We start from the raw sequence: 24,997 nt of genomic DNA on the forward strand, positions 1-24,997 counted from the left end.
ATCACTCGAAGTGACGTAATGTTTTGTTTACTCTGTTTAATTTAGCGCAAACTACACTTTTATGCTTTACTTTATGTGATACTGAAACAAGTTCAGTATGACGTTGCGATTATCTCTATATAGTCAGTTCGAGTGAAATTGCTTTTTCTGCAATTTTGTATCGAGAACTTATTTTGTTGTGCTTCTCGATACAATTGGCTCATGCTTCACAAATCACTCGAAGTGACGTTATGTTTTGTTTGCTCTGTTTAATTTAGCGTAAACTACTCTTTTATGCTTTACTTTATGTGATACTGAAACATGTTCAGTATGACGTTGCTTTTATTAGTGTGTCGTCAGTTCGAGTGATTTAATATGACGTGTTACAATCTAACTTCTATATAATTTTCTCGTAATGCTTCTTTTAAATCTTGTATTGCTATTTCTCCAAAATGAAATACACTTGCAGCCAAAGCTGCGTCAGATTTACCATCTTTAAAAGTGTCTACAAAATGTTGCACTGTTCCAGCACCTCCTGAAGCTATTATCGGAATATTTAATGTTTCCGATAACTTTGCTAATGCTTCATTTGCAAAACCAGCTTTTGTTCCATCGTTATTCATAGATGTAAACAAAATCTCTCCTGCACCTCTACTTTCAACTTCTTTTGCCCAATCAAATAAATTTAATTCTGTTGGAATACTTCCGCCAGCCAAATGTACAATCCATTCGCCATCAATTTGTTTAGCATCAATAGCAACCACAACACATTGACTACCAAACTTATTGGCCAATTCGTTAACTAATTCTGGTCTTTTTACTGCTGAAGAATTGATAGATACTTTATCAGCACCAGATTTTAATAACACATCAACATCTGCGATTGAAGAAATACCACCTCCAACCGTAAACGGAATATTAACATGTTCTGCTACTTTTAAAACCATATCAATCATGGTTTTTCGGCCTTCTAGTGTCGCTGAAATATCCAAAAACACTAATTCGTCTGCACCTTTTAATGCGTATTGCTTCGCTAATTCCACAGGATCTCCTGCATCACGTAGGTTTACAAAATTGACACCTTTAACGGTTCTTCCGTCTTTGATGTCTAAGCATGGTATGATTCGTTTTGTAAGCATATTTATGTCCTCGAAATCAAGGATTATTATTAATTATTATACTACTATATTTTATTTTAGAAACACTTCGACTGCGGTCAGTGTGACGTCAAATTTGTAATTTTCAATGCCACAATAGCACTCTAATTACTTTTATAAAAAGCGTTCTAATTCTTTTAAAGTAATTCTGTTTTCATACAATGCTTTTCCTATAATTACACCTTCACATCCAATCTCTGCTAGCTTTTCTAAGTCTGCTATAGTTGTTACTCCTCCTGAAGCAATTAATTTAACTGACTGACCAGAACTGTCATTACTGCATTGTTCAATAATATTTTTATACAATTCTATAGAAGGTCCTTCCAACATGCCATCTTTAGAAATATCCGTGCAAACCACATATTGTATGCCTTGTTTTTGGTAATCTTTTATAAACGGAATAACTTCCAAGCTACTCTCCTCTAGCCAACCACTAATTGCTATTTTCTCATTATTGCAATCTGCACCAAGAATTATTTTTTGAGAACCATACTTACGTATCCAACCTTCAAAAGCATCTCTGTTTTTAACAGCTATACTTCCTCCTGTAATTTGTTTTGCTCCAGAGTTAAAAGCTGTTATAATATCGTTATCAGACTTTAAACCACCCCCGAAATCGATTTTAAGATTGGTTTTAGATGCGACTTGCTCTAAGACTTTATAATTAACTACGTGTGCAGCTTTTGCACCTTCTAAGTCAACCATATGCAAGTACTCAATTCCTGCATCTTCAAATTGCTTAGCGATTTCTAATGGGTTTTCACTATAGATTTTAGTTGTACTGTAATCTCCTTTGGTTAATCGTACACACTTCCCTTCTATAATGTCTATTGCTGGTATTATTCTCATATCTTTTGCCCCAAAAAGTGGGAATTTATTTTTTGTTTACTATTAGTTTAAATTGAATCCTTGTTACTGCGTTCAAGGTGACACCATTGTGGTTTACAATTCAATAAAATTCTTTAATATTTGCTCTCCTTCAGTACTACTCTTTTCAGGATGAAATTGCACACCATAAAAATTATTGTGTTGCAAAGCTGAAGCAAAGTCTATACTATAAGTAGTAGTTGCGATACTTTCTTTACAGTTTTCGGCATAAAAACTATGTACAGAATACATAAACGCTTCATTTTTGACATCCTTAAACAAATCAGACTTTAGATTTGCAATAGTATTCCATCCCATTTGCGGTACTTTAACTGAGTTGTCAAAACGCTTAACAGCCACATCAAAAATACCTAAACCTTCTGTATTTCCTTCTTCAGAAGATTTACACATTAATTGCATGCCTAAGCAAATTCCTAAAACAGGTTGTTTTAATGTTGGAATTAAAGTGTCTAAACCACTTGCTTTAAGCATTTTCATTGCAGAACTTGCCTCTCCAACACCAGGAAAAATCACTTTATCCGCTGCTTTGATTTCTTCTGGATTATTAGATAATACAGCATCATACCCTAAGCGTTTAAACGCAAATTGTATACTTTTTATATTACCTGCTCCGTAGTCTATAATTACTAGTTTCATATTTTGGCTTTTCGTTTTTCGCTATCAGCAAATGGCTAACAGCTAATAGCTGATTTACAACATCCCTTTTGTTGATGGTAAAAACATTTTGTTGGAATCACGTTTTACTGCCATTTTCATAGCTTTAGCAAATGCTTTAAAGATCCCTTCTATTTTATGATGCTCATTAGTACCTTCTGCTTTTATATTTAAGTTACATTTTGCACCATCTGTAAACGATTTAAATAAATGGAAAAACATTTCAGTTGGCATATCACCAATTTTCTCTCGTTTAAAATCAGCCTCCCATTCCAACCAGTTTCTACCACCAAAATCAACTGCTACTTGCGCTAAACAGTCATCCATTGGTAAACAAAAACCATAACGCTCGATACCTAATTTATTTCCTAAAGCTTTATTAAACAACTCCCCTAAAGCAATCATCGTGTCTTCTATCGTGTGGTGCTCGTCTACTTCTAAATCGCCTTCTACTTTAATAGTTAAATCCATTGCGCCATGACGACCAATTTGGTCTAACATGTGGTCAAAAAAGGATAAACCAGTATCAATATCATTTTTTCCAGAACCATCTAAATTTAATTTGATATAAATTTTAGTCTCATTAGTGTTTCTAGTAATTTCTTGAACACGATCTTCTAATTTTAAAAACTCATAGATCGCTTCCCAATCCGTACTAGTCAATGCTATACAATCTAAAATAGCTTGTTTAGACGTTTCAATTTCATCAGCTCCCAATTCTGGATCTTCAGACAAAAAGATACCTTTAGCGCCTAAATTCTTAGCCAATTCCATGTCCGTAATACGGTCTCCTAAAACAAAACTATTTGCTAAATCATACTTTTCTTGATCAAAATACTTGGTCAATAAGCCTGTTCTAGGCTTACGTGTCTCTGCATTTTCATGCGGAAATGTTTTATCAATAAAAACATCACTAAAAACAACGCCTTCCTTTTCAAAAGCAGTCATCACTTTATTTTGTGCAGGCCAAAAGGTATCTTCAGGGAATGAATCTGTTCCTAAACCATCCTGATTAGTAACCATTACCAGTTCATAATCCAATTCTGAAGCTATTTTAGCCATATATTGAAACACTTTTGGGTAATACTCTAACTTCTCTAAACTATCCAATTGATAATCTACAGGTGGCTCTAATACCAATGTTCCGTCTCTGTCTATGAATAATACTTTTTTCATGTGCTATTTTTTGTAGTGAGATTCTGAAACCAGTTCAGAATGACACGTTATACTAATTTTAATGTTTCGATTAATGTATTGTTTTCTTCCGGTGTCCCAACAGTTATTCGAATGCAATTTTTAACTTGTGTATTTCTATTTCTAATAATGACCTTCTGCTCAATTAAATATTGATACGTTTTATTAGCATCTTCCACTTCTACTAACAAAAAATTAGCATCTGTAGGATATATTTTTTTTACTATCGCTAATTTGCTTAAAGCCTCTTTTAACTTCGTTCTTTCTTCAAGAATAGTCTCAATGTTTTGAGTCACTTCTTCCAAATTATTCAAACTTTTCAAAACCGCTTCTTGGTTTAAAGTGCTAACATTATAAGGTGGTTTTACACGGTTATAAAGTGTAATTATAGCCTGACTAGCATAAGCAACTCCTACTCTAACACCTGCCAAACCCCACGCTTTACTAAAAGTTTGACTAACAATTAAATTATCGTATTTATCAATGTTTTTAATAAATGACGCTTGTGCGCTAAAATCAATATAAGCTTCGTCCACAATCACGATACCATTAAAATTCTCCAAAATATATTCAATATCATCTGGATTCAAACTGTTTCCTGTTGGATTATTAGGCGAACATATAAATATGATTTTAACATCTTCAAAATCTAAATACGGTTGTAATTGATTTAAATTAATTTGAAAATCATTAATTAACGGTTGTTCTATAACTTCAATATTATTGATGTTTGCAGACACATTATACATTCCGTAAGTTGGCGTAAAGGTTAAGACCTTATCTTTTCCTGGCTCGCAAAAAATACGAAACGCTAAATCAATAACTTCGTCACTACCATTTCCAATAAAAATTTGGTCTGTTGCGACCTTTTTGATAGCAGATAATTTATCCTTAATCTCTTTTTGCTGTGTATCAGGATATCTGTTTAAATCTCCAAATGGATTCTCGTTTGCATCTAGAAAAACATCTGCAGTCCCTTTAAATTCATCTCTTGCAGAAGAATACGGTTTTAGCGCTTTTATGTTAGCTCTAACCAGATTGTTTATGTTTATTTTTTGGTTCATTTTCTCTTATTACTAAATGTATTGGCAGTATTCTGTTGTATTATTCTTGTGTGATACTGAAACCAGTTCAGCATGACGTTGCGATTGTGTTTAAACTTTAATTCATGATTCATGATTCTCGTTTCTTAGCTCTTGTTTCTTAACTCTTGTTTAAAACATCACGTCACACTGAGTTTATTTCAGTGTCTCATTATTTAAAAACTTGTGTGATACTGAAACGAGTTCAGCATGACGTTGCGATGGTGTTTAAACTTTAATTCATGATTCACGATTCATGATTTACGATTCTTGTTTCCTGTTTCTCGTTTCTTAACTCTTTTTTCAAACATCACGTCACACTGAATTTATTTCAGTGTCCCATTATTTTTATTCTTGTGTGATACTGAAACGAGTTCAGTATGACGTTGCGATGGTGTTTCGAACTTTAAATAATCATTAATAATTCACGATACATGATTCACAATTCATAATTCTCGTTTCTTAACTCATGTTTCAAACATCACGTCACACTGAATTTATTTCAGTGTCCCATTATTTATACTTTTGTGATACTGAAACGAGTTCAGTATGACGTTGCATTATTTTAAATCATTTAAACGAATAGTTACAGCGTTTTTATGTGCTTGTAATCCTTCGGCTTCAGCCATTAACTCAATAGTGTTTCCAATATTTAGCAACCCTTGTTTTGTAATATTCTGAAAGGTAATCGCTTTAGTAAAACTATCTAAATTCACGCCCGAATAGGCTTTACTAAATCCATTAGTTGGTAAGGTGTGATTGGTTCCAGATGCATAATCTCCAGCACTTTCTGGTGTGTAATTACCAATAAATACTGATCCTGCATTCTCGATACCGTCCACATAAAAATCGTTATTATCTGTACAAACAATAAAGTGTTCTGGTCCGTATTGATTAATTAAATCTAATGCTATGGCATCAGTTTCAACTAAAATAGATTTAGAATTATCTATAGCTTGTTGTGCAATGTCTTGTCTTGGAAGTGCTTTTAGCTGAAGCTGAATCTCTTCCGCGACAGCGTCAATTAGCTTTTGAGAGGTTGACACCAAAATGACTTGGCTATCTGCACCATGTTCTGCTTGACTTAATAAATCCGAAGCCACATAACTAGCATTTGCAGTATCATCTGCCACGACTAATAACTCACTGGGACCTGCAGGCATGTCAATAGCAACACCATACTTAGTTGATAATTGCTTAGCAACAGTTACAAATTGATTTCCTGGTCCAAATATTTTATAAACCTGAGGAATACTTGCTGTACCAAACGTTAAACCAGCAATAGCTTGGATTCCGCCAACTTTTATAATTTTAGTCACTCCGCAAAGTTGTGCTGCATATAAAATTTCGTTAGCAATTTTACCTTCTTTATTTGGTGGCGAACATAATACAATCTCTTTACAGCCTGCAATTTGCGCAGGTACTGCAAGCATTAAAACCGTAGAAAACAAAGGCGCTGTACCAGCAGGTATGTAAATCCCGACTTTCTGAATCGCTCTTTTTTCTTGCCAACAGTTAACACCTTCTGTTGTTTGCACACTAACTTTTTCGGTTTTTTGCGCGGTATGAAACGCTTCAATATTGCTTTTTGCCTGCTGAATGGCTTCTTTTAATGGCTTTGAAACTTTGGCACTTGCTGTTTCAATTTCTTCAACTGTAACGATATTTGTTTTTAATTCTGCACCATCAAATAATTGCGTGTACTTAGCAACTGCTTGATCACCGTTACGTTGTACGTCTTCAAAAATTTGAGTTACCGTAGCTTCTATATCATTAACAGTTTGTGTTGGACGTTGCAAAATGTCTGACCACGTTGCTTTTTCTGGGTTGTTTATAGTTTTCATTATAATACCATGTTATCGATTGGACAAACTAGGATACCTTCTGCTCCGTTTAGTTTTAGTTCGTCAATAATTTCCCAGAAATCGTTTTTATTAATTACAGAGTGGATTGAGCTCCAACCCTCTTGCGCCAATGGTAAAACCGTTGGACTTTTCATTCCTGGTAAAATATTTATAATATCCTCCACCTTGTTATTTGGTGCATTTAATAATACGTAACGTGATTGTCTGGCTTTTAAAACAGATTGTAATCTGAATTGTAGCTTGTTAAGAATAGCCTGATTGTCATCAGAAATCTGAGGAGAAACCGCTAGTACAGCTTCTGACTTTAAAATAACCTCTGCTTCTTTTAAACCGTTTTTGAATAAAGTACTTCCGCTAGAGACAATATCTACAATAGCATCTGCTAATCCAATATTTGGAGCAATTTCTACAGAACCATTAATAATGTGTAAGTTGGCTGTTACTCCGTTTTTCTCTAAAAACTGATTAACAGTATTTGGGTAAGACGTTGCGATGCGTTTTCCTTCTAAATCTTTTACTGAATTGTACTTTACTCCTTTTGGTACTGCCACAGAAACTTTACAAGTAGAAAATCCAAGTTTTTCAGAAATTGTAATCCCATTCCCTTTTTCTATTAATACGTTTTCTCCAATAATAGCAACATCTACCACACCGTCTTTAAGGTATTGTGGAATATCTCCATTACGTAGATAAAAAATTTCTAGTGGAAAGTTTTTTGCAGACGCTTTTAATTGGTCTTTACCATTATCTATGGAAATACCAACCTCTTTTAGAATTCGCATAGAATCCTCGTTTAATCTTCCTGATTTTTGAACTGCAATTTTTAATTTACTCATTTTCTTTTCTTTTTAATTTTTTAGATTCTTTTGAAAATTTGAGTAAATCTTTCGGAAAGTATATAAATACAAAAAACCGCTTGATTTACTCAAACGGTTTTAAAATATATTTTGATTTTATTCAATACATTTCTAACTGGCTTGAGTGCTAGTATGGAAATGATGATGATGCAATTGAATAAAGTTCATGTCTTATTTTTCTTCTTTACAAATATTGTTAAATTTTATTTTAAAAACCAAATTAATCTGCGATAAAATTCTATTTTTATTCAAAATATAACCTAAACACATGAAATCAAAACTAATACTGCTCGTTTGCCTTCTTCTAATGACTAGTCAAATAGCTAAAAGTCAAGAATCTGCGGAAACAATCATTAAAGAAGCGCAGGTTACAGCTAAAAAGGAAGGAAAACATATTTTTGTATTATTTCACGCTTCTTGGTGTGGCTGGTGCAAAAAAATGGACAATAATATGATGTCTGATAAGACTAAAGCACTTTTTGAAGGCGAATATATAATTAAACATTTAACGGTTCAAGAATCTAAAAAGAATAAAAACTTAGAAAACCCTGGTGCTCAAGAACTACTAGTTAAATATAAAGGTGAAAATTCTGGTATTCCTTTTTGGTTGATTTTTGATGCAGATGGTAACTTAATAACCGACTCCTTAGACAACAAAGGGAATAACATTGGGTGTCCCGCAACACCTGACGAGGTTAAACAGTTTACAGCTAAGCTAAAATCGAGCTCTAGTTTAACTGATACCGATCTTAAAGTTATTTACAATCAATTTGTCGATCGTCCTTAACATTATATTACAAACATAAAAAAAGCAACACTAAATTTAGTGTTGCTTTTTTTTATAAATGTTTTTTTTCAGTTTTACTGATTACCTAAAATAATAGGCATTCCACTATCCCCTGATCCAATAACAATCACTTTACTATTAGGCGACTCTGACAACTTTACCGTTGCTTCAATACCTTTATCTTGTAAAATCTTATCCGTTAATGATGCACTTAAAATACGATTGGCATCTGCTTTTCCTTGTGCTTCAATAATTACTTTTTCTGCCTCTTTTTGAGCAGTTTGAAGTAAATACTTGTATTTTTCTAAATCCTGTTCCTTTGTCTTCTTATCTTCAATTGCAGCTGTAATTTTACTTGGCAACTCAATTTTTTCGACTAAAACCTGAATTAAATCAATATACACATCAGCTAAATCCTTTTGAGTTATTGTTTGGATTTCATTTTGAATAGAATTCTTTTTTGAAGAGTACAACTCTTCTGCCGTGTACTGACCAATTATACGTCTAGCTACAGAGTTTATTGCCGGTTTAACTTTACGACTATAATAATCAACACCTACCGTTTGATGCAGGTTACCTAACTTATTATACATTGGTTTAAATTGAATCGTTAAATCCACTTCAATCGGTAACCCATCAACAGATAACAAAGCCGGTAACTGTTCTTGAACTGACTGATCTCTTACCTCGTACTTAATCATACTATTCCAAGGTGCAACTATATGAAACCCCTCTCCATATGTATTTTCTGTATCTACACCACCAGAAAATTGCTTATACAAAACCCCACCTTCTCCAGATCCTATGGTTACAGCTGATTTTGATATTAATATAATACCGACAACCAGTGCTATAATGATTGGGAATGCGATTTTTGGTAATTTCTCCATAACTTATTCTATAATTTAAATTAATCCTTGATATTTTCTTATAAACCATTCTAACGCTAAACTTAGTGTTATAATAAACAGTAAATAATACCAATCAATCAAAGGTACAACACTTTTACTGCTTTTTTGAATGGCTTGATAACGTTTATCGTTTAATAAATTATCTGCTAATGCCGTGTAACTATTAACAAAATAAGCTTCTCCATGACTATTAGTAGCTAGTTGCTGTAGTTTTGTTACATCTGCATTTAAAAATTGTTGCTCGACGTTGTATTCTATTATTTTAAATCTACCACCAACCGAAATATTATCAGGTGACGCTTTAACCGTAAAGTCATAGTCCTCAGAAGCTAATCCATTTAAATTGACTTGATAATTATTCCCTTTTAAAACTAAAGGTCTTGTTATAGTCTCACCTGTTTTTTTATTTTTTAATGTGATGACTAATGAGGCATTAGCTTCAAACTCGTAATTTTTATTAAAAAACTGAGCGCTAATAATCATATCATCACTTCCGTTATAAAACGAATTATAATCGACTTCTAATCGGTTTTTACGTTTACTAGAAGCTAAGTATTGTACTAATTTGCCAATAAAATTGTCAAATTCTATAAAACTAGAAGCATTTAAATAACTCCGTGCACGCCATTTCCATAAATCCTCTCCAAATAAAACAGCTTCCCTTCTTCCGCTAATCTCTAAAGTTGCTAATAATGGTTGTTCGGTTTTTATACCAGATACTGTTTTAAATAAAATGGTCTCAAAAGGCTGATTAAATTCTGCATCTCCAAACGTAGCGTTTAAAGGCGGAAAGCTTTCAAAGTTTAAATCATCAACAATAAAAGGTGTGTAATTAGTATTTAAATTTGGTTGATAATCTTCGGTCTGAGACGTGACCTCAAAACTATAATCTGATATAGCATTATTTAAAAACAACCAATCCGTTTTAGGACCTGAAATAATCCATTTGTTTTTATTCTGTTTTTCTAATGCCGAAATTAATTCCTTAAATAGATTGTTTGGCTGATACAATATAACTAATTGAAAATCATTTAATTGCTTCACTATCTCTTTTGGAGAAACAAATTCAACGACACGTTGTTCGTTACTTTCAATACTCTTTTTTAAAGCCCCTAAATCAGGATGTAAAACACTGCTAACAATAGCAATTTTCGATTTTTGATCAATAACTTCTACTGCAAAATTCTTGTAATTATTAACCTTATTTTTCTCTGTTTCTAACGGAATTATTTGCGCTTTATAACTCTGTACACCAACACTATTTGCTGGCAACGTAACGTTTAAAATTTGACTATTATTAGTCTGATCTAATCGTACAACTTTAGAAAACACAGTAGTATTACCTTTTGTTACTATAAACTTAGTAGTAATAGCTTGCTTACCGCTGTACACAACTATAGCTTCTAATGGAAATTTATTTTTTAAATAAGCATACTTGTTGACATTTAGCTTACTTATCTGTAAATCTGAATATACTATTGTATCTCCCAATATAATTGGATAGATGGGTTGGTTATATTTTTTAGCAGAAAACTGATAATCACTACCAATGGTTTGATTACCATCAGTGACTAGTATGGTAGGCGAAATTGTATTTTTATAAACTTGAGTTAGTTGTCTAAAAACCTTATCTAAATTTGTTTGACTTTCTGAAAATGATAAGCTATCACTACTATTTAATGTATTTCCGAAAGAAAGCACTTCAATATTAAATTTGTCTTTTAATGCTGAATTATTAGTAATTGTATTTAAAGCAATTTTTGCATTATCATCTTGTTTTAAATGCTTTAAAGATGAAGAATTATCAACTGCAACAACTAAGTTGGGTTTTTCCGTATAATACTTAACTTGATCAAATTTTGGATTGATTAGCAATAACAATACTGAAAACAAGGTAATAAAACGCAAAAAAGCAAAAAGCACATTAGATTTAGCTGCGCCTTTTGCTTTATAATTATACTGGAATAACGCTAATAATAGTGCGACTACTCCTGCTAATATGATATATAATAGTGTTTCTGTTGACATTAATTAGATTATGTTAACATTCCTCCATCAACATTTAACGTCTGACCTGTTACATAAGCAGACATGTCTGATGCTAAAAACACACAAACATTTGCGATATCTTCTGGAGTACCACCACGTTTTAATGGAATTGCATTACGCCATCCTTTTACTGTCTCTTCGTCTAGTTTTGCTGTCATTTCTGTTTCAATAAAACCAGGAGCAATCACATTACTTCTAATATTTCTTGATCCTAACTCTAATGCTACTGATTTAGAAAAACCAATAATACCAGCTTTTGAAGCTGCATAGTTAGTTTGTCCTGCATTACCTTTAACTCCTACTACAGAACTCATGTTAATAATAGACCCTTTACGTTGCTTAAGCATTGTGCGTTGCACTGCTTTAGTCATATTAAAAACAGACTTAAGGTTAACTTCAATGACTTTATCAAAATCGTCCTCACCCATTCTCATTAATAAATTGTCCTTAGTAATTCCTGCATTATTAATTAATACGTCAATACTTCCAAACTCTGCAAGTACGTCTTCACCTAATTGTTGAGCTTCCTCAAAACTAGCTGCGTTACTTTTATATCCTTTTGCTTTAACACCTAAAGCTATTAATTCTTTTTCTAACTCGTTAGCAGCTTCTACAGACGAACTGTATGTAAATGCAACATTTGCACCATGCTGAGCAAATACTTGAGCAATACCTTTACCAATACCTCTTGAAGCACCTGTTATGATTGCTGTTTTTCCTTCTAAAAGTTTCATTAAAATTATATTTAATTTGTTTTCGTTATAACGAAAACCTGTTGTTAGTTTTCTATTTCAAATATAGTAATTACAAATTGTTATGTATAAAAAAACCTCATAATTTATACTAATTATGAGGTTTTAATAGGTCTTTAAGATGCAGTTAGACTACTTATGTCATACTACATTTTAACATCTTCAGATTTTTCGTAATTAAATATATGGTCAATATCCATCTCTTGAACTTTACCTAATTTATTTAATGCTGTTAAATCTACATCTTTCTTATTTCCGATTACCATAACGTTGTAATCTTCGCCTTTTATGTTACTATTGAAAAACTCGCGTAAATCTGCTAAAGTCATATCCTTAATAGCATTGTACATAGCCTCTCTGTTATCTTCAGACATTCCTAATTTTTGAAGTCTCTCATAACTCCAAAAGATACTTGACTTATTAATACGTTGTGCCGCTATCTTCTTTAATGTAGACTCTTTAGCTGCATTAAATTGCGCTTCAGATTCTGGCATATCATTCATTAACTCCATCATAGCATCTACAGCCTGAGGCATTTTGTTTGCTTGTGTCCCAATATAAGCCATAACATAGTTAGACTCATCTTTCTCTCTTGCAGTACTGTAATTAGACCAAGCAGAATACGCTAATGACTTAGATTCTCTTATTTCTTGAAAAACGATAGATGATAATCCACCACCAAAATACGTATTAAATAATGTTGATGCCGCCATGTTTTCTGCTTTAAAAGGCTCTCCTTTAGCTAAAAACATCATTTCTGACTGTACCATATCAAAATCTACGAAAAACACATTTCCACCTGTTTCCTTTTCTTCAAAAGTCATTGCTTCTGGATAGTCTTTTAAATCTGTACTTACTTTATGAGATGTATTTAAAGCAGAAACTGCATTGTCTACGTCTTTACCATAGTAAAACATACGTTGCTTGTAGTTTTTTAAATCCTTAGTTAAATCTACCAATTCTTGTGGATTAACTTTTTCTAGATCACTAACTGAGATAATATTACGTAAACTAGAATTTTCTCCATATTTAGCATAATTTAACAATCCACGTCTTAAAATACTTCCTTTATTGGTTTTGTTATTTTGTCTTCCTTTAGCGATAGATTGCACATATTTGTTATACGCTTCTTGATTAGGCACTGCATTATCAAGTAACTCTTCTAACAATTCTAATCCTTTAGGTAAATTTTCTTTTAAACCACTTAAACCAATATAAGTTTTCTCGTTACCAGTGTTTACATAATAATCGACACCTAACTTATAAAACTCTTTTTTCAAATCTTCGTTTGAATATTTTTCAGTTCCTAAGTATTCCAAATAACCAACAGCTAAATCTAATTTTTTATCATTATCACTACCCATGTCAAAAATGATGTTCATATCAAACAAATCATTCGTTTCATTTTCTATGTATGACACTTTGATTCCGCTTTCCGTTTTAGTTTCTTTAATGGCTGAAGCATAATCTACATACACAGGTTTTAAAGCCTCAGATTCCATTTTATTAAATTCTTCGATATACTTAGAATTCGCACCCCTGTTTAAGTTAACTGGTGTTATTCCTGGGTTTGATACTTTAACAATTTTATCATCCGCTCCTTTACGTTTGTACGTAACAACGTAATTGTCCTTATAAAATGAATTAGCAAAATCTACTAATTCTTGTTTTGTGATTTTCTTTAAGTCATCTATAAATTTAACTTTATCTTCCCATTTTTCGTCATGAATAAAAGCATTTACGTATGCATCAGCAACAGCTGTACTGTTTTCGTATTGACTTAATTGAGATTTTTTTAAGTCGTTAACCACTGCATCAATCATCCAGTCTTCAAACTCACCTTTTTTAAGCTTTTCAATTTGCTCTAAGATTAAACCTTTTAAGTCTTCTAAAGACTGACCTTCTTTTGGCGAACCACTAAAAGAATGATAACCATAGTCATTTAAAAATGTAGTCGAACATCCTGCGTATTGCACTAATTGTTTTTGATTTAAGTTTAAATCTAATAAACCAGCACTACCATTAGCCAAAATCATATCTGCTAATGTTACAAATTTTTCTTGTTCTGTATTTACGCCACTTGTTCTAAATGCAATAGAAAGACTTTCTGCTGTTGGTCCAAAGACTTCATTTTCTACAATTGTAGTTAATGGTTCTTCTGTAGGTAATACTGGATGAGCTACTTCTTTTCTTTCAAATTTACCGAACGTTGTATTTACCTTTTTAATAGTTGCTTCAAAATCAAAATCTCCAACTAATACTACAGCCATATTGTTTGGTACATAATATTTATCAAAATAATTGTGAATATCCACCATTGATGGATTTTTTAAATGCTCTGCAGTACCAATAGTAGTCTGTTGCCCATAAGGATGCTTTGGGAATAAACCTTCTAACATTGCAGCATAACGCTTACGTCCATCACTATCCTGACCTCTATTAAATTCTTCAAAAACTGCTTCTAATTCTGTATGAAACAAACGCAAAACTACTTGGCTAAAACGCTCACTTTCTAAAGCTAAAAACTTATCCAACTCGTTAGCAGGAATCTTATTTGTATATACTGTTTGCTCAAACCACGTATAAGCATTTGTACCAGTAGCTCCTAAAGAACTTGACATTTTATCATACTCATTAGCTACTGAATAGTTTGAAGCCTCTAAAGATACTCTATCAATTTCTTTATAAATTTCTAATTTCTCTCCACCATCTCTGGTAGCTCTATGCTTTTCGTACAAATTAGAAATAGTATCTAAGTACTTTTTTTCAGTTTCCCAATCTACAGTACCTACTTTATCAGTTCCTTTAAAAACCATGTGCTCTAAGTAGTGCGCTAATCCTGTAGACTCTTTAGGATCATAGTTTGACCCAGCTCTTACAGCAATATAAGTTTGGATTTTAGGTTCTTCTGTGTTTTTACTTAAATACACTTGTAGACCATTGTCTAAAGTATATAAGCGTAGACCCGTTGGATCGTTAGTTACACTCTCGTAACTAAAACCATTGGCATCTTTTTGTGTTTCTGTCTTAACAGCTAATTGATCCGAATTACTTTTTTTGCAACTGGCAACAAAAGTAATCATAGCTAAAGCCAAGACTAATTTTAAGTGTTTCATGTTTTTTGGTTGGTTATATTAATAAAAAAAAGTTCGTTAGCTAAATTAAGCCAACGAACTTTAAACGTTTATTTATTTGGAATATTTTAACACATTAGTGTTAAATTGACTATGCCATAACTTCGGCAACCTTTTTTCCAATTTCTGCTGGAGAATCTACAACGTGAATTCCACATTCTCTCATAATTGCTTTTTTAGCTTGAGCTGTATCATCAGATCCACCTACAATTGCTCCTGCATGACCCATTGTACGTCCTGCTGGTGCAGTTTCTCCTGCAATAAAACCAACGATAGGTTTTTTACTACCTGAAGCTTTATACCAGTTAGCAGCATCTGCTTCTAATTGACCTCCAATTTCACCAATCATTACAACACATTCAGTCTCTGGATCGTTAATTAATAACTCAACAGCTTCTTTAGTAGTTGTTCCGATAATTGGATCTCCACCAATACCAATAGCAGTAGTGATTCCTAATCCTTGTTTTACAACTTGATCAGCAGCCTCATAAGTTAAAGTACCAGATTTAGACACGATACCTACTTTTCCTTTTTTGAAAACAAAACCTGGCATAATACCAACTTTAGCTTCTCCTGGAGTAATAACTCCTGGACAGTTAGGGCCAATTAATCTACAGTCTCTATCTTTGATATATGCTGCAGCTTTAATCATATCTGCTACAGGAATACCTTCTGTAATACAAATAATTACTTTTATTCCTGCATTAGCAGCTTCCATAATTGCGTCTGCTGCAAAAGCTGGTGGTACAAAAATAATAGTTGTGTCTGCTTCTGCTTTATCTACAGCTTCTTGAACTGTGTTAAAAACTGGTCTGTCTAAATGTGTTTGACCACCTTTACCTGGTGTTACACCACCTACTACATTTGTTCCGTATTCAATCATTTGTCCGGCGTGAAAAGTACCTTCACTACCTGTAAATCCTTGAACTATTATTTTTGAATCTTTGTTTACTAAAACGCTCATGTTTTGTATTGATTAAGAAGTTTTGTATTGAATTGTTATTTGCAATGCAAAAGTAAGATTTTGATTGCTATTACTAAAAGTATTTTAAATTTTTATTTTTAAGAATATGAAGATAAGCTAGATGGATTTTCATCAAACAATTGACTTATTTCATGTCCTTTGTATAAAAGTCCGTCCTTGACTTCCCAGATAGAAATAAAATGCGCTATTGGCTCTACTTTATCAGGTCTTTCAATAGTTGCCGCATACGCAGTATATCTTGCAGTTATTGTATCATTTTCTTTTAACAAATGACTTAATTTATAAGTAAACGTTACAAAAGACTGTCTTACTTCTGCTAATTTTTTACTTATGCCATCATAATCTAAAGCTGTGTAACCATTGCTACTATTCCAATGTAACTGACACTCTTTGTCAAACATTTTAATAGCATCTTCTGCTTTTGCTAAATCTAAATTATAAAAGGCTTTTACAACTGCTCTGGCTGACATCTACTTATTTTTTAATTGTTTAATTATTTCAGGAATTCGCTTAATATAAGCTAGCTCTTTTAATTTTACTCTTGACTCTTCTATTGGTGTTCCAAAATACGACTTTCCTCCTGCAATTGATTTTGTAACACCTGTTTGTCCTAAAACATTTGCTTTTTTACCAATAGTTATACCGCTAGTTGTACCTACTTGTCCCCAAAGTGTTACTTCGTCTTCAATAATACAACATCCAGCAATACCCGTTTGAGAAGCTATTAAACATTTTTTACCAATCACGGTATCATGTCCAACTTGTATTTGATTGTCCAATTTAGAGCCTTCTCCAATAACAGTATCTCCTGTTACACCTTTATCTATAGTACAAAGTGCTCCAATATCTACATTATCTTTTATAACGACTCTACCTCCAGATTTTAACTGATCAAATCCTTCTGGTCTGTTTTTATAATAAAAAGCGCTAGCACCTAAAATGGCTCCTGCATGGATGGTAACGTTATTACCAATAACAGCATCATCATAAATACTAACGTTAGAATGGATCACACAATTATCTCCTATCACAACATTGTTTCCAATAAAGCAATTAGGCTGTATTACTGTGTTTTTTCCAATTTTGGCTGAAGCCGAAATAGCAGAGTTTGAACTAGTAAAAGGCTTAAAATGTGACGTTAATTCATTAAAATCTCTAAACGGATCATCACTAATCAACAATGCTTTACCCTCAGGACAATCTACCTCTTTATTAATTAAAACAATGGTAGCTGCACTAAGTAATGCCTTATCGTAATATTTAGGATGATCTACAAAGACAATATCTCCGGGTTGTACAACATGAATCTCATTCATGCCTAACACCTCAAAATTTGCATCTCCAATAAATTTACAATCTATTAGATTAGCAATAGTCTCTAAAGTATATGGTTTAGGGAATCTCATTGTGCTACTTGACTATTCTTTAACACGTTCTTTATACGTCCCTTTTTCTGTTTCTACTTTAATCTTGTCTCCTTCATTAATAAATAAAGGCACGTTTACAGTAGCTCCAGTTTCAACAGTTGCAGGCTTAGTTGCGTTAGTTGCAGTATTTCCTTTAACTCCAGGCTCCGTAGCTGTTACTTCCAATATAACCGTTGCAGGCATATCTACAGAAAGTGGCATGTTGTCTTCTGAGTTAATTTGAATAGTAACTACCTCACCTTCTTTCATTAAACCTGGCGTATCTAAAGCAGATTCTAATAATCTAATTTGAGAGTAATCTGCTTCATTCATAAAATGATAAAATTCACCATCATTATATAAATATTGAAACTTGTGTGTCTCTACTCTAACATCTTCCAATTTATGACCTGCAGAAAATGTATTATCCAACACTTTTCCGTTAGTAACACTTTTCATTTTTGTTCTAACAAACGCTGGTCCTTTTCCTGGTTTTACATGTAAAAACTCGATTATTTTATATATGTCATTATTATATTTAATACAAAGTCCGTTTCTAATATCTGAAGTAGTTGCCATTTTTATTTTTTAATTTTTAATTTCTTAATTTGATTTAAAATACCCTTTCATGATTCCACGATGAGAATTCTTTATAAACTGAAGAATTTCGTCTCGTTCTGTAGTCGCTTCCATTTCTGCTTCAATGATTCCTGCAGCTTGGGTATTATTATAATTTTTTTGATATAAAATTCTGAATATATCCTGAATTTCTCTTATTTTCTCAGTAGTATAGCCTCTTCTACGTAAACCAACAGAATTAATACCAACGTAAGATAATGGCTCACGCCCCGCTTTTACAAACGGTGGTACATCCTTACGTACTAAAGATCCTCCTGTTACAAATGCGTGACTACCCACTGAACAAAACTGATGTACAGCCGTCATCCCAGCCAATACAACATAGTCCCCTATATTAATATGTCCTGCTAATGTTGAGTTGTTAGAAAAAATACAGTTATTACCAACAATACAATCATGTGCAATGTGGCAATAGGCCATAATCAGACAATTGTCACCAATTACGGTTTTCATTCTATCTGTAGTTCCTCTATTTATAGTAACACATTCTCTAATAGTAACATTATCGCCTATTATAGTTAATGTGTCTTCGTCGTTATATTTTAAATCTTGTGGTACAGCCGAAATTACAGAACCTGGAAAAATATTACAATTTTTCCCTATTCTCGCGCCTTCCATTATAGTTACATTACTACCTATCCAAGTACCTTCTCCTATTGTTACATTATTGTATATAGTCGTAAATGGCTCAATAACAACATTTTTGGCAATTTTTGCTCCTGGATGTACGTATGCTAAGGGTTGGTTCATCTTTATTGTTTTGTTCTAATAAATTTGTAAAAACATTTTAGTAATTAAATTACAATAACGTTTTTGTATTATTTTACTTTTGAAATTTGTGCCATCAATTCTGCTTCAGCACATAATTTACCGTTAGCATAGGCGTAACCTTGCATATGACAGATACCACGTCTAATTGGTGTTATTAACGAACACTTAAAAATTAACGTATCTCCTGGTACTACTTTTTGTTTAAATTTAACTTTATCCATTTTCATGAAAAAGGTTAAATAATTCTCCGGATCCGGTACAGTACTTAATACTAGTATACCTCCTGTTTGCGCCATAGCTTCAATAATTAAAACGCCTGGCATTACTGGAGCTCCTGGAAAATGACCTTTAAAGAACTCTTCGTTCATGGTCACATTTTTAAGTCCTATAACATGGCTATCTGATAATTCAAAAACCTTATCTAGTAATAAAAATGGTTGTCTATGTGGTAACATATCCATGATTTGCATCACATCCATAACTGGTGTTTGACTCAAATCTATTTTTGGTACGTTATTACGTCTTTCGTTTTTAATTAATTTAGACATCTTTTTTGCAAACTGAGTGTTTACAAAATGTCCTGGTTTATTAGCTATTATTTTACCTCTAATACGTGTTCCTATTAAAGCTAAATCTCCAATAACATCTAATAACTTATGTCTTGCAGCTTCGTTTGGGTAATGCAATGTTAAATTGTCTAATATCCCATTGGGTTTAACCGCAATAGCATCTTTATTAAATGCTTTTTTTAGTTTTTCCATTGTAGATTCTGATAACTCTTTATCTACATAAACAATAGCATTATTTAAGTCTCCTCCTTTTATTAATCCGTGTTCTAAAAGCGCTTCTAATTCATGTAAAAAACTAAAAGTCCTAGAGTCTGAAATATCTTTTTTAAAGTCTGCTAACTTTGTTAAAGTTGCATTTTGAGTCCCTAATACTTTAGTTCCAAAATCTACCATAGTTGTTACTTGATAGTTTTTAGCTGGCATTACTAAAATCTCGCTCCCCGTTTCTTCGTCCATATAAGATATAACGTCAGAAACCTCATACTCTTCGCGAAAAGCATCTTGCTCCTCTATACCTGCAGCTTCAATTGCTTCGACAAAAAACTTAGAAGATCCATCCATAATTGGTGGTTCAGAATTATCCATTTCTAAAATGGCATTATCAATATCCAAACCTACCAAAGCTGCTAAAACATGCTCGCAAGTCTGAATAGTAACTCCATTTTTTTCTAAACAAGTACCACGCTGCGTGTTTGTAACATAGTTGGCATCTGCCTCAATCACGGGGCTTCCTTCTAAATCAATTCTTTTAAAAGCAAATCCAGCATTTACTGGAGCAGGTTTAAAAGTTAATGTTACCTCTTTTCCTGTATGTAAGCCTACACCTTTAAGGGATATTTCCTTTTGGATGGTTTTTTGCTTTATGTCAGTACTAATTATTCCCATTGCCTTTTTTTTCTAGTTCGTTTATAGTTTTTACCAGTTTTGGAAGATTTTTAAAGTAAACATACGATTTATTCCAATCTCCATAACCAAATGCTGGAGATCCTTGTAAAATTTCGTTATCCTTTATGTTTTTTCCAATACCGGATTGGGCTTGTATCTTTACGTTATTACCAATAGTTAAATGTCCAGCAAAACCTACTTGACCTCCTATTTGGCAATTTTCGCCAATTTTGGTAGAACCCGCAATACCCGTTTGGGCTGCAATTACAGTGTTTTTACCAATCTCAACATTATGTGCAATCTGTATTTGATTGTCTAACTTAACACCACGCCTGATTATAGTCGACCCTAAGGTTGCTCTATCAATTGTAGTTGCTGCTCCAACATCCACAAAATCTTCTAAAATAACATTACCAATTTGTGGTACTTTTGTGTATTCTCCTGCTTCATTAGGTGCAAAACCAAAGCCATCTGCTCCAATTATTACTCCAGAATTAATAACACAGTTTTTTCCAATAACACATTCAGAATATATTTTAGCTCCAGAAAACAACACTGTATTATCATCAATACTAACATTATCTCCTACATAGCAATTAGGAAAAATCTTTACATTGTCTCCAATGGTAACATTCTCTCCTATTACAGAAAACGCACCAATATAAATATCCTTACCAATTTTAGAGGTTTCAGAGATTGATGTTGGTTGTTCTATTCCAAACTTATTAAGTTTAACTTGATTATAATATTCTAATAATTTTGAAAACGATTTATAAGCATCTTCTACTTTTATTAATGTACACGCTATATCATGCTCCGGTACAAAGTCATTACCAACAATAGCAATGGTTGCTTTTGTTGTGTATATATAAGGAGTGTATTTAGGGTTTGCCAAAAAGGTCAAAGCGCCTTCCACTCCTTCTTCAATTTTGGATAGTTTAGAGACTTCTGCTTGAGGATTACCCTCTACAGTACCATCTAAAATACCAGCTATTTGTTCTGCAGTAAATTTCATTGTCAACAAAAATAGAAAAAATGTGCTAAAGTTGGGCTTTTGGATAACATATATAATATTTAGTCACAGGTTTTGAGAGTGCTTTAAGACTTATTTGGTCTGAAGCCTTAACTATATCCTCTACTTTACCACTTTTGTGCAAAATATTTATGTTCTGTTTTTTTTGTGAATACGCCTGATTACTAATCTGACCTGTAAATACAAAATAACTCGCTTCATGCTCTGATATATCACATCTACCTAATAAGGATGTCATATGATCTGCTAAAACTTGTTTTTTGATTGGTTTCTTTTTGATTTTAATTTTTAACAAATGTCTATTAATAATCATGTCGCAAAGGTTTTTCAAAACAAAATCATCATGGTATTGCCAATTTTTCATTGCAGCAACAATATCGTAATCATCTAACTTTGCAAATGTCTCTAAACACGTAGAGTCAAATTCTTTTAAAGTAATTTCATTCTCTAAAAAGAATTTTAATGGTTTACTGGCTTCTAAACTTACACCATTTTTAACTAACTCTTTAGCGCGTTTTAAAACTCTTATTAATAACTGTTCTGCTACCAAACTTGTTTTATGTAAATATACTTGCCAATACATTAAACGTCGTGCTACTAAAAACTTTTCGACACTATAAATACCTTTATCCTCTACAACTAGCTCGTCTTTTTTAACGTTAAGCATGGTGATTAAACGTTCACTATTAATATTACCTTCTGACACACCTGTGTAAAAACTATCACGTTTTAAATAATCTGCACGGTCCATATCTATTTGACTAGAAATTAGCTGCAACATAAACTTACGGTGATACTCGCCTTTAAAAATCTGAATAGCAAGTGTTAAATCGTCGTTAAATTCTTTATTCAATTCTTGCATGAATAAGGACGAAATCTCTTCATGAGATATACCACTTACAATACTATGTTCCATAGCATGACTAAAAGGACCATGTCCAATATCATGTAATAAAATAGCTACATATAACGCTTTTTCTTCATCTTCAGAAATGGCAACACCCTTAAAACGTAGCACTTGAACTGCTTTTTGCATTAAATGCATGCAGCCAATAGCATGATGAAATCTAGTGTGATGTGCTCCTGGATATACTAAGTAAGACAAACCCATTTGCGATATACGTCGCAAACGCTGAAAGTATTTATGCTCTATCAAATCAAAAATTATCGAATTTGGAATAGTAATAAATCCGTAAATTGGGTCGTTTAGTATTTTAAGTTTGTTACTTGCTTTCAAGCTTAAGCCTTTATTTAATTAATATACACAAATATACATGAACAATATAAATATTCTTTGGGTTGATGACGAAATAGATTTATTAAAGCCTCACATCTTGTTTTTAGAGAAAAAAAACTACAATGTAACCACTTGTAATTCTGGAACAGAAGCTTTAGAAATCTTAGACGAACAGAAGTTTGATATTGTTTTTTTAGATGAAAACATGCCTGGCTTAACAGGTTTAGAGACTTTAAATGAAATTAAAGAAAAGCAAGACACCCTTCCCGTAGTAATGATTACTAAAAGTGAAGAAGAATATATCATGGAAGAAGCTATTGGTAATAAAATTGCCGATTACCTTATAAAACCTGTTAATCCCAATCAAATATTACTAAGCTTAAAGAAAAACTTAGACCACTCTAGATTGGTGTCGGAAAAAACAACTTCTAACTACCAGCAAGAATTTAGAAAGATAGCTATGGATATGGCTATGGTTAATAGTTATGAAGAATGGGTGGATTTATACAAAAAGCTTATCTATTGGGAAATTCAGTTAGAAGATATCGAAGACCCGAGTATGTTTGAGATTTTAGAATCTCAAAAAAACGAAGCCAATACACAATTTGGTAAATTTATAGATAAAAATTACCCATCTTGGTTTGAGCCAAATACGGATGCACCTATATTATCACATACATTGTTTAGAGAACGTATTGCGCCTGAACTTAGCAAAGAACAACCAACACTATTGGTTGTAGTAGATAATTTACGTTATGACCAATGGAAAGCATTTGAACCTTTTGTTAATAATCATTACAAAAAACAAAAAGAAGAAGCATTTTATAGCATCTTACCTACAGCAACGCAATATGCCAGAAATGCTATATTCTCTGGGTTAATGCCTAGTGACATGGAAAAACTACACCCTGAGTATTGGAAAAATGACACAGATGAAGGTGGTAAAAATTTACATGAAGACGATTTTTTAAAAGCACAAATGAAACGCTTAGGTCTAAGCAACCTAAAACACGAATATTACAAAATCACGAATCTAGCTTCAGGAAAAAAATTAGCAAGCAATTTTAGAGGACTAAAAGATAACGACTTAACTGTTGTTGTTTATAATTTTGTAGACATGCTATCACACTCTAAAACAGAAATGGATGTAGTAAAAGAACTAGCCTCTAATGACAAAGCTTACCGTAGTTTAACGCAGAGTTGGTTTAAAAACTCACCGCTACTAGAAATGATACAGCAAGCACAACAAATGGGCTTTAAGCTAATTATTACTACAGATCACGGAACAATAAATGTAAAAAACCCATCTAAAGTTATTGGAGACAGAGATACTAGTTTAAACTTACGTTATAAAACAGGACGTAGTTTAAGCTACGAAAACAAAGATGTCCTTGCTGCTAAAGATCCAAAAACAATACACTTACCTTCTATTAATATGAATAGCTCATTTATATTCGCTAAAAGCGATTTATTCTTTGCTTACCCAAATAACTACAACCATTATGTTAGTTATTATCGTAATACATACCAACATGGAGGTGTCTCTTTAGAAGAAATGATTATTCCGTTTGTAGTTTTAAGTCCTAAATAATTTATTTTTGCTTAAAAAAACAGATACAGTGGTAATACATTATACATTAAATGACGTTGAAGCAGTCGCTAAAACACTTCTTGAGACTGTAGATTCTAAAATAATATTATTTGAAGGTGAAATGGGTGTTGGTAAAACAACGCTCATTAAGACTTTAATTAAACTTTTAGGGAGTAATGACGTTGTAAGCAGTCCGACCTTCTCCATAGTTAACGAATATTTAGCCAAAAACCAATCTATTTATCACTTTGATTTGTATCGTATAGAAGATGAAGACGAGCTATATGACTTTGGTATAGATACTTACATTTATAATCACAATTTTGTTTTTGTAGAATGGCCAGAACTATTGAAACCATTGATACAAGACAAATATTCTGTTGTAAAAATAACTTTGTCAGAAAACACATCAAGAACTATATCGATTGAAAATATCAAGTAAAATTTCGCTTTTTTCTTTCAATAAAAAGTGTATTTTTGACCAAGTGCGGTTTTAACCACATCAAAAAAATAATAAAACACGTTTTTTAACATAATTTTAACATTTAGTCGATTTTTGTAAGGATAATTTA

At 32.6% G+C, this 24,997-nt stretch carries 22 protein-coding genes; 3 read left to right on the top strand and 19 right to left on the bottom strand.

Going from position 1 to position 24,997, the window contains the following annotated elements:
- Nucleotides 1-362 precede the first annotated feature (362 nt).
- The 7 genes from hisF to hisG form a co-directional block, all read right to left on the bottom strand.
- Nucleotides 363-1,118 (bottom strand): imidazole glycerol phosphate synthase subunit HisF, encoded by a 756-nt coding sequence (gene hisF / locus BMZ09_RS12340; RefSeq protein WP_090841041.1) that lies wholly within the window; start codon nt 1,116-1,118, stop codon nt 363-365.
- 132 nt (nt 1,119-1,250) lie between these two features.
- The gene (gene hisA, locus BMZ09_RS12345) at nt 1,251-1,985 is read right to left on the bottom strand and encodes a 1-(5-phosphoribosyl)-5-[(5-phosphoribosylamino)methylideneamino]imidazole-4-carboxamide isomerase (protein ID WP_090841043.1); all 735 of its coding nucleotides are present in this window, start codon (nt 1,983-1,985) and stop codon (nt 1,251-1,253) included.
- Nucleotides 1,986-2,078: 93 nt separating this feature from the next.
- Entirely contained in the window at nt 2,079-2,660 is a 582-nt protein-coding gene (gene hisH, locus BMZ09_RS12350) for an imidazole glycerol phosphate synthase subunit HisH (RefSeq protein WP_090841045.1), read from the bottom strand.
- A 54-nt stretch (nt 2,661-2,714) separates the two neighbouring features.
- Nucleotides 2,715-3,854: a bifunctional histidinol-phosphatase/imidazoleglycerol-phosphate dehydratase HisB gene (gene hisB / locus BMZ09_RS12355; protein WP_090841047.1), complete on the bottom strand. Its 1,140-nt coding sequence runs from the start codon at nt 3,852-3,854 to the stop codon at nt 2,715-2,717.
- Between the two features lie 47 nt (nt 3,855-3,901).
- Nucleotides 3,902-4,936: a histidinol-phosphate transaminase gene (hisC, locus tag BMZ09_RS12360; RefSeq protein WP_090841049.1), complete on the bottom strand. Its 1,035-nt coding sequence runs from the start codon at nt 4,934-4,936 to the stop codon at nt 3,902-3,904.
- Nucleotides 4,937-5,514: 578 nt separating this feature from the next.
- Nucleotides 5,515-6,798: a histidinol dehydrogenase gene (gene hisD / locus BMZ09_RS12365; RefSeq protein ID WP_090841051.1), complete on the bottom strand. Its 1,284-nt coding sequence runs from the start codon at nt 6,796-6,798 to the stop codon at nt 5,515-5,517.
- The gene (gene hisG, locus BMZ09_RS12370; RefSeq protein ID WP_090841053.1) at nt 6,798-7,655 is read right to left on the bottom strand and encodes an ATP phosphoribosyltransferase; all 858 of its coding nucleotides are present in this window, start codon (nt 7,653-7,655) and stop codon (nt 6,798-6,800) included. The genes hisD and hisG overlap by 1 nt, the downstream gene beginning before the upstream one ends.
- A gap of 328 nt (nt 7,656-7,983) precedes the next feature.
- Here hisG and BMZ09_RS12375 point away from each other — a divergent pair, with 328 nt between their 5' ends.
- Complete coding sequence (locus BMZ09_RS12375; RefSeq protein ID WP_245741143.1) at nt 7,984-8,463, top strand: thioredoxin family protein; 480 nt, start codon at nt 7,984-7,986, stop codon at nt 8,461-8,463.
- A 74-nt stretch (nt 8,464-8,537) separates the two neighbouring features.
- On the opposite strand, the gene BMZ09_RS12380 is transcribed toward BMZ09_RS12375, so the two are convergent.
- The 12 genes from BMZ09_RS12380 to BMZ09_RS12435 all read right to left on the bottom strand — a co-directional run bounded on the left by BMZ09_RS12380 (nt 8,538) and on the right by BMZ09_RS12435 (nt 22,834).
- Entirely contained in the window at nt 8,538-9,353 is an 816-nt protein-coding gene (locus BMZ09_RS12380) for a prohibitin family protein (protein WP_090841057.1), read from the bottom strand.
- A 15-nt stretch (nt 9,354-9,368) separates the two neighbouring features.
- Nucleotides 9,369-11,402 carry a hypothetical protein gene (locus BMZ09_RS12385; RefSeq protein ID WP_090841059.1) on the bottom strand — a complete coding sequence of 678 codons (2,034 nt, stop codon included), beginning with the start codon at nt 11,400-11,402 and terminating at the stop codon, nt 9,369-9,371.
- A gap of 8 nt (nt 11,403-11,410) precedes the next feature.
- Complete coding sequence (fabG, locus tag BMZ09_RS12390; RefSeq protein ID WP_090841061.1) at nt 11,411-12,157, bottom strand: 3-oxoacyl-[acyl-carrier-protein] reductase; 747 nt, start codon at nt 12,155-12,157, stop codon at nt 11,411-11,413.
- Between the two features lie 164 nt (nt 12,158-12,321).
- Entirely contained in the window at nt 12,322-15,291 is a 2,970-nt protein-coding gene (locus tag BMZ09_RS12395; RefSeq protein ID WP_090841063.1) for a M16 family metallopeptidase, read from the bottom strand.
- 109 nt (nt 15,292-15,400) lie between these two features.
- Nucleotides 15,401-16,273, bottom strand: coding sequence for a succinate--CoA ligase subunit alpha (gene sucD, locus BMZ09_RS12400; protein WP_090841065.1), 873 nt, complete (start codon nt 16,271-16,273; stop codon nt 15,401-15,403).
- A gap of 98 nt (nt 16,274-16,371) precedes the next feature.
- Nucleotides 16,372-16,764 (bottom strand): nuclear transport factor 2 family protein, encoded by a 393-nt coding sequence (locus BMZ09_RS12405; RefSeq protein WP_090841067.1) that lies wholly within the window; start codon nt 16,762-16,764, stop codon nt 16,372-16,374.
- A complete protein-coding gene (locus BMZ09_RS12410; RefSeq protein ID WP_090841069.1) occupies nt 16,765-17,700 on the bottom strand; it encodes a UDP-3-O-(3-hydroxymyristoyl)glucosamine N-acyltransferase in 936 nt (311 codons plus the stop codon).
- Nucleotides 17,701-17,712: 12 nt separating this feature from the next.
- Nucleotides 17,713-18,279 carry an elongation factor P gene (efp, locus tag BMZ09_RS12415; RefSeq protein WP_090841071.1) on the bottom strand — a complete coding sequence of 189 codons (567 nt, stop codon included), beginning with the start codon at nt 18,277-18,279 and terminating at the stop codon, nt 17,713-17,715.
- A gap of 24 nt (nt 18,280-18,303) precedes the next feature.
- A complete protein-coding gene (gene lpxA / locus BMZ09_RS12420; RefSeq protein WP_090841073.1) occupies nt 18,304-19,089 on the bottom strand; it encodes an acyl-ACP--UDP-N-acetylglucosamine O-acyltransferase in 786 nt (261 codons plus the stop codon).
- Nucleotides 19,090-19,157: 68 nt separating this feature from the next.
- Nucleotides 19,158-20,564 (bottom strand): bifunctional UDP-3-O-[3-hydroxymyristoyl] N-acetylglucosamine deacetylase/3-hydroxyacyl-ACP dehydratase, encoded by a 1,407-nt coding sequence (locus BMZ09_RS12425; protein WP_090841075.1) that lies wholly within the window; start codon nt 20,562-20,564, stop codon nt 19,158-19,160.
- Entirely contained in the window at nt 20,551-21,579 is a 1,029-nt protein-coding gene (gene lpxD / locus BMZ09_RS12430; RefSeq protein WP_090841077.1) for a UDP-3-O-(3-hydroxymyristoyl)glucosamine N-acyltransferase, read from the bottom strand. The genes BMZ09_RS12425 and lpxD overlap by 14 nt, the downstream gene beginning before the upstream one ends.
- 25 nt (nt 21,580-21,604) lie before the next feature.
- Entirely contained in the window at nt 21,605-22,834 is a 1,230-nt protein-coding gene (locus BMZ09_RS12435; protein ID WP_090841081.1) for an HD domain-containing protein, read from the bottom strand.
- Between the two features lie 37 nt (nt 22,835-22,871).
- Between BMZ09_RS12435 and porX the strand changes: the two genes are divergently transcribed.
- Together porX and tsaE are read left to right on the top strand one after the other, a co-directional pair.
- A complete protein-coding gene (gene porX / locus BMZ09_RS12440) occupies nt 22,872-24,425 on the top strand; it encodes a T9SS response regulator signal transducer PorX (RefSeq protein WP_090841083.1) in 1,554 nt (517 codons plus the stop codon).
- A gap of 7 nt (nt 24,426-24,432) precedes the next feature.
- Nucleotides 24,433-24,867: a tRNA (adenosine(37)-N6)-threonylcarbamoyltransferase complex ATPase subunit type 1 TsaE gene (gene tsaE / locus BMZ09_RS12445; RefSeq protein WP_232782608.1), complete on the top strand. Its 435-nt coding sequence runs from the start codon at nt 24,433-24,435 to the stop codon at nt 24,865-24,867.
- The last annotated feature ends 130 nt before the right edge of the window (nt 24,868-24,997 follow it).

It is taken from the genome of Olleya namhaensis (genome assembly GCF_900114005.1).
Lineage (GTDB): Bacteria > Bacteroidota > Bacteroidia > Flavobacteriales > Flavobacteriaceae > Olleya > Olleya namhaensis.

What these genes read in the sequence shown, in the direction of transcription:
- hisF (WP_090841041.1), bottom strand. Translation starts at nt 1,118, where the DNA reads ATGCTTACAAAACGAATCATACCATGCTTAGACATCAAAGACGGAAGA.
- hisA (WP_090841043.1), bottom strand. Translation starts at nt 1,985, where the DNA reads ATGAGAATAATACCAGCAATAGACATTATAGAAGGGAAGTGTGTACGA.
- hisH (WP_090841045.1), bottom strand. Translation starts at nt 2,660, where the DNA reads ATGAAACTAGTAATTATAGACTACGGAGCAGGTAATATAAAAAGTATA.
- hisB (WP_090841047.1), bottom strand. Translation starts at nt 3,854, where the DNA reads ATGAAAAAAGTATTATTCATAGACAGAGACGGAACATTGGTATTAGAG.
- hisC (WP_090841049.1), bottom strand. Translation starts at nt 4,936, where the DNA reads ATGAACCAAAAAATAAACATAAACAATCTGGTTAGAGCTAACATAAAA.
- hisD (WP_090841051.1), bottom strand. Translation starts at nt 6,798, where the DNA reads ATGAAAACTATAAACAACCCAGAAAAAGCAACGTGGTCAGACATTTTG.
- hisG (WP_090841053.1), bottom strand. Translation starts at nt 7,655, where the DNA reads ATGAGTAAATTAAAAATTGCAGTTCAAAAATCAGGAAGATTAAACGAG.
- BMZ09_RS12375 (WP_245741143.1), top strand. Translation starts at nt 7,984, where the DNA reads ATGACTAGTCAAATAGCTAAAAGTCAAGAATCTGCGGAAACAATCATT.
- BMZ09_RS12380 (WP_090841057.1), bottom strand. Translation starts at nt 9,353, where the DNA reads ATGGAGAAATTACCAAAAATCGCATTCCCAATCATTATAGCACTGGTT.
- BMZ09_RS12385 (WP_090841059.1), bottom strand. Translation starts at nt 11,402, where the DNA reads ATGTCAACAGAAACACTATTATATATCATATTAGCAGGAGTAGTCGCA.
- fabG (WP_090841061.1), bottom strand. Translation starts at nt 12,157, where the DNA reads ATGAAACTTTTAGAAGGAAAAACAGCAATCATAACAGGTGCTTCAAGA.
- BMZ09_RS12395 (WP_090841063.1), bottom strand. Translation starts at nt 15,291, where the DNA reads ATGAAACACTTAAAATTAGTCTTGGCTTTAGCTATGATTACTTTTGTT.
- sucD (WP_090841065.1), bottom strand. Translation starts at nt 16,273, where the DNA reads ATGAGCGTTTTAGTAAACAAAGATTCAAAAATAATAGTTCAAGGATTT.
- BMZ09_RS12405 (WP_090841067.1), bottom strand. Translation starts at nt 16,764, where the DNA reads ATGTCAGCCAGAGCAGTTGTAAAAGCCTTTTATAATTTAGATTTAGCA.
- BMZ09_RS12410 (WP_090841069.1), bottom strand. Translation starts at nt 17,700, where the DNA reads ATGAGATTCCCTAAACCATATACTTTAGAGACTATTGCTAATCTAATA.
- efp (WP_090841071.1), bottom strand. Translation starts at nt 18,279, where the DNA reads ATGGCAACTACTTCAGATATTAGAAACGGACTTTGTATTAAATATAAT.
- lpxA (WP_090841073.1), bottom strand. Translation starts at nt 19,089, where the DNA reads ATGAACCAACCCTTAGCATACGTACATCCAGGAGCAAAAATTGCCAAA.
- BMZ09_RS12425 (WP_090841075.1), bottom strand. Translation starts at nt 20,564, where the DNA reads ATGGGAATAATTAGTACTGACATAAAGCAAAAAACCATCCAAAAGGAA.
- lpxD (WP_090841077.1), bottom strand. Translation starts at nt 21,579, where the DNA reads ATGAAATTTACTGCAGAACAAATAGCTGGTATTTTAGATGGTACTGTA.
- porX (WP_090841083.1), top strand. Translation starts at nt 22,872, where the DNA reads ATGAACAATATAAATATTCTTTGGGTTGATGACGAAATAGATTTATTA.